At 41.0% G+C, this 7,931-nt stretch carries 6 protein-coding genes; 1 reads left to right on the top strand and 5 read right to left on the bottom strand.

Annotated elements, in window-relative coordinates:
- Nucleotides 1-677 precede the first annotated feature (677 nt).
- Nucleotides 678-1,151, top strand: coding sequence for an antitoxin Xre/MbcA/ParS toxin-binding domain-containing protein (locus tag OKC43_RS20290; protein ID WP_226798855.1), 474 nt, complete (start codon nucleotides 678-680; stop codon nucleotides 1,149-1,151).
- A gap of 84 nt (nucleotides 1,152-1,235) precedes the next feature.
- On the opposite strand, the gene OKC43_RS20285 is transcribed toward OKC43_RS20290, so the two are convergent.
- Genes OKC43_RS20285 through OKC43_RS20265 form a run of 5 tightly spaced genes read right to left on the bottom strand, consistent with a single transcriptional unit; the run spans nucleotide 1,236 to nucleotide 7,912 of the window.
- Nucleotides 1,236-3,455: an AAA family ATPase gene (locus OKC43_RS20285; protein ID WP_134997594.1), complete on the bottom strand. Its 2,220-nt coding sequence runs from the start codon at nucleotides 3,453-3,455 to the stop codon at nucleotides 1,236-1,238.
- Nucleotides 3,452-3,958, bottom strand: coding sequence for a hypothetical protein (locus OKC43_RS20280; RefSeq protein WP_134997595.1), 507 nt, complete (start codon nucleotides 3,956-3,958; stop codon nucleotides 3,452-3,454). Before OKC43_RS20280 ends, OKC43_RS20285 begins: the two co-directional genes overlap by 4 nt.
- Nucleotides 3,955-4,374: a hypothetical protein gene (locus tag OKC43_RS20275; protein WP_134997596.1), complete on the bottom strand. Its 420-nt coding sequence runs from the start codon at nucleotides 4,372-4,374 to the stop codon at nucleotides 3,955-3,957. Before OKC43_RS20275 ends, OKC43_RS20280 begins: the two co-directional genes overlap by 4 nt.
- Nucleotides 4,371-6,434: an integrase gene (locus tag OKC43_RS20270; protein ID WP_226798857.1), complete on the bottom strand. Its 2,064-nt coding sequence runs from the start codon at nucleotides 6,432-6,434 to the stop codon at nucleotides 4,371-4,373. Before OKC43_RS20270 ends, OKC43_RS20275 begins: the two co-directional genes overlap by 4 nt.
- Complete coding sequence (locus tag OKC43_RS20265; protein ID WP_134997597.1) at nucleotides 6,431-7,912, bottom strand: site-specific integrase; 1,482 nt, start codon at nucleotides 7,910-7,912, stop codon at nucleotides 6,431-6,433. The genes OKC43_RS20270 and OKC43_RS20265 overlap by 4 nt, the downstream gene beginning before the upstream one ends.
- Between the last annotated feature and the right edge of the window lie 19 nt (nucleotides 7,913-7,931).

Raw genomic sequence — 7,931 nt, 5'->3', positions numbered from 1 at the left:
GGGCTGGTTCAGGTCGCCACTACGGGAAATGCCTGAACTTTGTGGTGCGAGTGGGAGGTCGATATGACTTCAATATGGGAAACACCTGAACTTCTCGGGCTGGTTCAGGTCGCTACTGTGGGAAACACCTGAACTTCACGGGCTGGTTCAGGTCGCCACTACGGGAAATGCCTGAACTTTGTGGTGCGAGTGGGAGGTCGATATGACTTCAATATGGGAAACACCTGAACTTCTCGGGCTGGTTCAGGTCGCTACTGTGGGAAACACCTGAACTTCACGGGCTGGTTCAGGTCGCCACTACGGGAAATGCCTGAACTTTGTGGTGCGAGTGGGAGGTCGATATGACTTCAATATGGGAAACACCTGAACTTCTCGGGCTGGTGCAGGCCGCTACTGTGGGAAACACCTGAACTTCACGGGCTGGTTCAGGTCGCCACTGTGGGAAACACCTGAACTTCACGGGCTGGTTCAGGTCGCCACTGTGGGAAACACCTGAACTTTACGGGCTGGTTCAGGTCGCACCTGTGGGAAACACCTGAACTTCACGGGCTGGTTCTGGTCGCCACTGTGAGAAGACCTAACGCTCGGTTGCCTACGGAGGATCATCGAGTGTACCGATGTGCTTTCCAGTGAAGAATTTTATCGCTACTTTTAAGACTATATCTTGCAATGAGAACATGAGCATTATGACTTACTCAGCATATAATCAGGGGCATGTGAAGCCCCATTGTGCACGACTTGTCATGTCTCTAGGTATTCCTTCCGACCCATTGAGTGTTCATTCATGGATTGTTGCAGGAATTCCCCCTGAGATTATTATAAGGCTTGTTGAATCTGTCAGGTCTGATATGAAGACAATCTGTCATCTTGTTGGTATTAGCAAAAGGACCATAACCCGTAAACTAAAGAATGGAACTCCTCTAACTCCTGAGCAAGGGTCTAGAGTATACAGTGTAATACAAGCACTTGATGCAACAATCTCGCTACACAATGATGATCTTGCTATGGCTATGGCTATGGCTATGGCTTGGTTACATTGCCCTGCAAAAGGGCTGGGAGGTGAGATACCTATGAATATCTTGACTACACCAAGCGGTGTCCAAGCCGTGGTCGATCTCATTGGTCGGATTGAACATGGGGTTATTGCCTGAACCCGTTCGCTCAGAATCGGTCTTTGATATGATAAGTGACTCAAACTCTGGGTAGCTATTCACCAATAGCTAAAGGAAGGCCTGCTATTTTTTTAATAGCAACGCCTTCACCTTATGTCCAAGATCAACATTTCGTTTGCTTGCTGACTCATGCGTTAGAGCTTGGCTCAGAATATTCAAAGGCCCGATCAAGTAGACCTTTTCTACGGCTCGTGTAATCGCGGTATAACACATTGTTCGATCAATGTTTGGGGCCTTATCCAGAACAATGATGACTTGTTTAAACTGTGAACCCTGACTCTTGTGAATTGTCATAGCATAAGCATGGCGAAGGGCATTGATTATATCCAACGAGATCTCTCGTTCTATGCCGTCATCCCACAGTATCTTACCAAAGCTAGTCAAAGATTCATCGTTGTCATCATTCTTTAGAATTTTCATTACGTTGTAAACTTGGCAAATGTGTCCTGTGGAACCATTCATCAGGTCATGGTCGTAAAGGTTGGAGCAGCACATTACTTTGTCATGTAGTTTAAACTCAGTATCTAAATATCGATTTACTTCTTCTATGAATACTCTTAATGGCTTGCTTTTATTAAATGCTACGCAGCGTTTATTTATATCATTAACCATTTTGGTTGTAGCGCAAATTATTTGTGTTTCATCAGGTTTTTCTAAATATATTGAGACTGCTCTCCTTTGAATTGCATTAGTTCCATTTATATCAATATGGACGACATCATCGTAGCTAAATGTTGGAAGAACACCATTACGGATAGCGGCTGAGATAGCCGGAATATTTGAGAGTCTATCTTGCCGACGAACCTCTGTTAATGTGATTTTGGGAATGTCGTGCATTGGCACCAGTTCATGGAAAACAAGACCAAAATCTACAGGTGGGAGCTGCCCAATATCGCCTAACATGATTACATGTGCAGAATTAGGAACACATCTCAATAGGCGGTACATACTAGGTAAGTCTACCATTGAGCTTTCATCGACAACAATAACAAGTTGTCTGCCTTCATAATCTTTAGCATTGAAATTTCTAATAAATCTTGCGATAGTATAAGCCTCTTGATTTGTTGCCTCTGCCATCCTTTTTGCTGCTTTGCCTGCAAGTGCGACTTGTACTGGTATTATATCTAACTTATGAAGCACTGAATAAAGCGCATCTAATAATGTAGTTTTACCTACACCTGCACCACCATTAATAATTAGAAAACGATGTTTTATAGCCCCAAAGATAGCTTCTTTTTGAAGAGAGCTTAAGTGAAAGCACTTTTTACTTTCGTATTGATTGATATAGAAGTTTATCCTTTTTTCATCGAGAGATAATTTACTCGGGGTTGTGATGAGGTTCACCAATCGCTGAGCAACATATGCTTCCATGGTGAAAGCACCTGCGCTCTGTAATTCATTATCACCAACCTCAAGGATATTTTCACACGATGTGGCGAGTGCGAATGCTTGATTAACATAGCACTCTGTTTTTTCTGGATTCATTGGGATATGCAAGAGTTGTTTCAGCCATATATCTAAATCATATCGTGTTGCTAATGTACTCCCGTTAGAAAGATGACAGTACAACGCCTCCTCGGCTGCTGCTGCGAACCTAATAGGAGCGTCCAATTGAAAGCCTAGAGCCAGTGAGATCCGATCACATTCATTAAAATCAACACCAAATGCTAATAATCGGTAAGGATCTTCGCTTATCTTACTTATGGTTTCCTGTTGATAATAATCTGATACCAAAAATGAGGTTGATACTGATAAGCCTAAATTTGCATTGCAGAATCGCATAGCATTAATATTTATATAGCTACGCCATGCATCGGCAGTATTTTTTGCAGTGTTTTCACTTAATATCTTACGCAGGCTTACAATATCCCCATTATCCAATATTTCAAATAGGGACTCACCAAATGTAGACCATAATTTACGGGCTTTCACTGGGCCAACACCTTTAAATCTGGTGTGACTGCCTAACATAAGTGCGATCTGCTCCCCTGATGGCCTAATAAGGTCTAGGTATTGAGGGGTGATTACAGTGAGAATACCTCCGTGCTCTACTCGTCTACTATACTGCTTTTTGACAGCTAATTTAACCAATGCACCCTTTGCCAATATTAGTGATAGGCGCTCACTGTTATGTTCATTTATGTGAATGATGTAGTTCTGCTTGTAATTGCAGTTACGTAGAGTGTCAGGATCTATCTGTACAGCATGAAATGATCGACCTTTTCTGGATGAATATGGTGATCTTGTGATGCGGAAAAACCTCTCTTGCCCGAAGTCATTCATCTTGGCACCCGCTTAAATATTTCTAGCAATTCCATGCGATGCTGATCTCGATGTGAATTTGATTGAAGAGATTTATATTCCTGCTTCAATCCTTCTAGATGAGATTCTAGTTCTGCAACCCGTAGCTGTAATTGGCGAATCATTTTATCTTTCTCTTGAATGCTCTTTTCTAGCGGGCTGTATCGATTTGCGGGTGTTTTTGAAGTATCCCGAGCCTGGTAGGGCAGCTCCTGTAAGGTATTCTGTTCAGCTAGCCATTGAGCCTTACTTTTAAGGTACGCAACAATGTATTTGTTTTGGTAATAGCTAGAGCGAGATATGCCAATCTCTTTTATTATTGCAGTTGCATTTAAACTGCCATTTTCTATGAAGTTTTGCCATTCAGCAAGGTCAAGTGGCCCGACCAAATTTGCCACCTTAACTAGATTTTCACGCGCCTTGGCATGCATTCTATCGAGATCGAAATCTTCCAGTTCACGACTAATACTGAATGCTCTATTCATTTTTTAAGATCTTTCAATCTAGCTTTTGTCTTCATAGAGTGTGGGAGCGGTGCTTCCAACTCCTCAATGGACATACCATGACTTGTTGCATTGGCGAACCAGCGAACAAAAGTCTCATCATAGTCAGCTAATAGTTTTTTTAACTTGATATTTTCCTCTTTCACTTTATCAAGTTTTGATTGGGTTTCTTCTGCACGCCTGCCGATATTTTCTATTATGTTGCTACTTTGATTGGCTTCTTTATAAGCCTTAACAATAGATTCTTTTTTGGACAATGCTTGCCGAGTAAACCCTGTCTCCTGTTCTAGTTCCTTCCAGGTGACCTTATTCCTCCCACTGCGGGCAGCTAGGATTACGATGAGTTTGCAGAAGTCTTGCTCTAGTGCAGCTGTAATTTGTTTCTGTTCTTTTTTCATATTGCAACACACCCATTATTACCATTAGGAAAAACTTGCACTCGTTCGCCATCTGAAATTGAATTATCCTGCTCAATAGCGAGGGCTATACGACAACCATTTAATAGCTCTTCATGAGAACGTAGCCAGTTATTGGAGCCATGATATTCTGCGTCAACAGCTGCCTTAACATGCTGAATTCGAGTTTCTTGTTCATCTTGAAGTTTTTGTAAATGAATTATCTCTCCTTGTTTTCCTTTTATACGATAATACTCAGAGCACCCACGGACGCATGCATAGTATTTTCCACATGGAGAGTCACTATAGTCATGTTTACATAAGCCAATTGCAGTGATAAGTGTTGTGCCAATGTCTTCTATCGTTTCAAGAACCTCATCACGATCAACCAGCGTAAAGATCACTGATGCCTCTTTTGCTTGCTCTGGTGTTATATTTGAGGCGGCAAAGAGTATGTCTGCGTTATCCATGACTCTTTTAGCTGGATTAGTGTGGTCATAGGCTATATTGTCTGGAGTATACTTTCGCCCAAAGTAGCGAGCAACCTCTATAGGAGTTACTGAATCTGAGATCTCCAGCATAGTGCCTAGAAAGTGACGAAATTGATGTGATGTCAGCCGGATTTGTTCACCTTGATAGCACAGATGTTTGCGTTCAAATATATTTTTGATACCAAGTTCAGGGCGACCTGAAATATAGTCTGATATCTGAGTATGCGTTATCATTGTGAATTCCCAGGGCTCTGTGCTCTTATCAGAATGATGGCGCTGATGTTGGGTAACAAATATTAGTTTATCTGGGCAATCAGCCACACTTAACACTGACATCTGTTTCCATAATTCATCGATAGACTTCTTCGCTAATGAAAATGTTTTTTCCTTTAAGTCTACTGAGTGGAATGCGGCCGCATTTTTACCTGTATTTGGATTCAGTTTATTAGTCAGATTAACATTTCTTTTCTTTAGATAGGATAATAGATTTGAACGTGATGACCAGTTTAATCTTTCCCAAATGTCAGTGACAAACAGCTCACAATCTTCGGTGATAATTGGGAAGAAGTCGTATTTTCCATTAATGACACATTTAATCGTGTCACGTACAGGTGCTAATATTTCAAGTGCGCTAGTCAGACCTTTTTGTAGAATCGGCAGCAGGCTTGAGGCTATAGCCTTGGTCTGATATGCAGCGCCTTTTTTGGCTCGATAGCGGATCTCATTAATGCATACTATGTCAATTTCGCCTGTGAAGACGTTTAGCTCCTCAACTTCCCTGGCCTGTAAACACTCGACATCCAAGCAGATCACCTCATCAAATCGCAGACCTGTTGCAAACATAATTTCTACGATAGCCTGAAACAGGGCATCATCACCTTCTAGATTCGAGTTAGAAAGTGTTGCTACTGCGATGAGGCTTTCGTGGGTAGGTAACTTCTCATGCCGTTTGGTAGTTGACTCAAAATCGATTCTTGAATCACTGGCGGTATGCGTGTCACCGCGTTTAGCTGACTTTTTGAATACTATCTTTTGGATAGAAAGCTTCTTCTTGTTAATGAAAGTCGCAATGGATTCAAGTTTCTGACCAATACGATAGAAGGTAGAACTTTCTAACCTATCGTGTGCTTCAGCCTCTGCTACTTTGAAGTCATAAGTAGTCAGATTACTTGCTGTAATATTCCTTTTTAGCATCGCATTATCTAAATACCGATATGCAACAATATAGAAATTGAGTGTCCCTACATCTTTCGCCTTCTCAATTTGCAATGCTGAGATATGACATTTAGCGATATCAGATAGATCAAGATTGTGAAACGGCTTTATGTCATTATATGATGACTTAACTTTTTTTCCGAGCTTGTTATCTCTGCTAAAATTGACTGATATATTATATCCAGATTTTCTAGCTTGAGTCTTACAAATACCTTTAGCATCCCAGCTAATGTCATCCCATTCCCAACTTTCTATTTTTGCAAAGGGAGTGTTTTTTTTGTAAAAGTGAACCAATTGTGCCAGATTGCTATCAGAATCCACACCAATTGACGGTAATAATTGTAGGCTGGTATTCATAGTTCACCCCGATCAAACATGTCAGCAAACTTGCGAGCAGCTAAAAAATCTTTATGTTGTAGAATATTTATGGCGTGAGCATCACCAAATACTTCTTTTATTTCTTCTACCATCGTATCTACAACTTCCTTATGGTCAACGTCTTCAAAGGCTTCTAGAGAAGAACAGTTGTAACAAGAAAGTGGGGGTTGAAGAGAACATGGGGTTGTGCTACCACAGCTACCAATTTTAACAAGATTTAAATTTTTCGATGGGGCGAAAATTCCTTGTCCTCTCTGAGAGGCATAATCGGGCGTAACAACTTTACCTGCAAATACATCGATTATGTCGATGGCCTGACTTCGCAGTATATCATCTAGTTTTTTAGCAACGTTATGCGATTGTCTATAATAAACGTCTAGCTGTTGTAAATCACTATGATCCATTAGTTCTGCAACAACAGTCATAGGAGTGCCCTTGGCGATTAGCCGCGAGCAGAAGGTTTTACGAAGTCTACGGTTGGTTACCTTGAAGTCCAATCCAACAGCCATTCTGAACTGATTGGTGATGTATGTTATCTTGGTTATCTTTACTTGCTGCTTAACTAATTCATCTCTAAGACTGTAATACTCTGAGATTACAGGCCAATCATCAGTGATTTTTGTACCTAGTATATCTTCGTAACGTGATTTCATTGATGAAATTAGTTTTGCAAGTGTTTTTGTTATGGGGCGAATTTTATAAACGTTATTATTGGTCCTCCCTCTTTGTTTTGCCCTTAAAACTTTTAGGGTATGTACACCTTTGTCAGAGATTTGCAAGTCGGAGAACTTTAGTCTCATCACCTGGATATTTCTCATGCCAAGAACTTGGGCACATTTTAGTGACACCAATCCCTGTAACTCATGGGTGGTGAGTGTCTCTGGTAAAACTGAGTTTAATGTGGAGATGAAGATTCGTTCTTCCTTGATCGTGAGTGGTCCACGGTCAGGAATTTCCATAATTACATCAAGGCCCTTACCCTCAGCTGTACCAAACTTTATACTGGCTAGGTAGTAATCATAAAAGTCTTCATCAAAGTGTGGTAGACCCTCTTCAACACACCATTTATACAGTATTCTTAAAGCAGATTTAGTGCTAGGACTACGTTCAGAGCTCAAAAGCTCTCTGTAGATTTCTTGTATTTTTTCGGCAATATCTTCTGCTACAGTATCGTCAGGGATTTTGAGTAGGCGCCAACAATGTTGTTGTGAGAAAAGAGCATAGTTAGAGTAGATATGACAAGCATAAGAAATCCATGCACGGGCATGCTCTCTTAGTTGGGGAGAGATTTTTTCAAAGAATAGGGTCTCCCTCTCCGGTTCCAGAACTACTTTACTTTGTGTTAAATCCAGTTGTTGGCCTGACTGGCTTACAGGATATGGGTCATAAGAAAATTGTGGATGCTGGTCTATTTGTACCAACATGATTTCGTTTTTATCTAATTTTTTTGTCGGCATGGCCACCACCTTGGCAATT

Source organism: Aeromonas sp. Y289-2, assembly GCF_027705925.1.
Taxonomy (GTDB): domain Bacteria; phylum Pseudomonadota; class Gammaproteobacteria; order Enterobacterales; family Aeromonadaceae; genus Aeromonas; species Aeromonas veronii.
Note: the sequence above shows the minus strand (reverse complement) of the source record. Positions and strands in the feature narration are given on the sequence as shown.

Bases quoted from the DNA above. Each gene is read 5' to 3' on its own strand.
- OKC43_RS20290 (WP_226798855.1), top strand. From the start codon at position 678: ATGAGCATTATGACTTACTCAGCATATAATCAGGGGCATGTGAAGCCC.
- OKC43_RS20285 (WP_134997594.1), bottom strand. From the start codon at position 3,455: ATGAATGACTTCGGGCAAGAGAGGTTTTTCCGCATCACAAGATCACCA.
- OKC43_RS20280 (WP_134997595.1), bottom strand. From the start codon at position 3,958: ATGAATAGAGCATTCAGTATTAGTCGTGAACTGGAAGATTTCGATCTC.
- OKC43_RS20275 (WP_134997596.1), bottom strand. From the start codon at position 4,374: ATGAAAAAAGAACAGAAACAAATTACAGCTGCACTAGAGCAAGACTTC.
- OKC43_RS20270 (WP_226798857.1), bottom strand. From the start codon at position 6,434: ATGAATACCAGCCTACAATTATTACCGTCAATTGGTGTGGATTCTGAT.
- OKC43_RS20265 (WP_134997597.1), bottom strand. From the start codon at position 7,912: ATGCCGACAAAAAAATTAGATAAAAACGAAATCATGTTGGTACAAATA.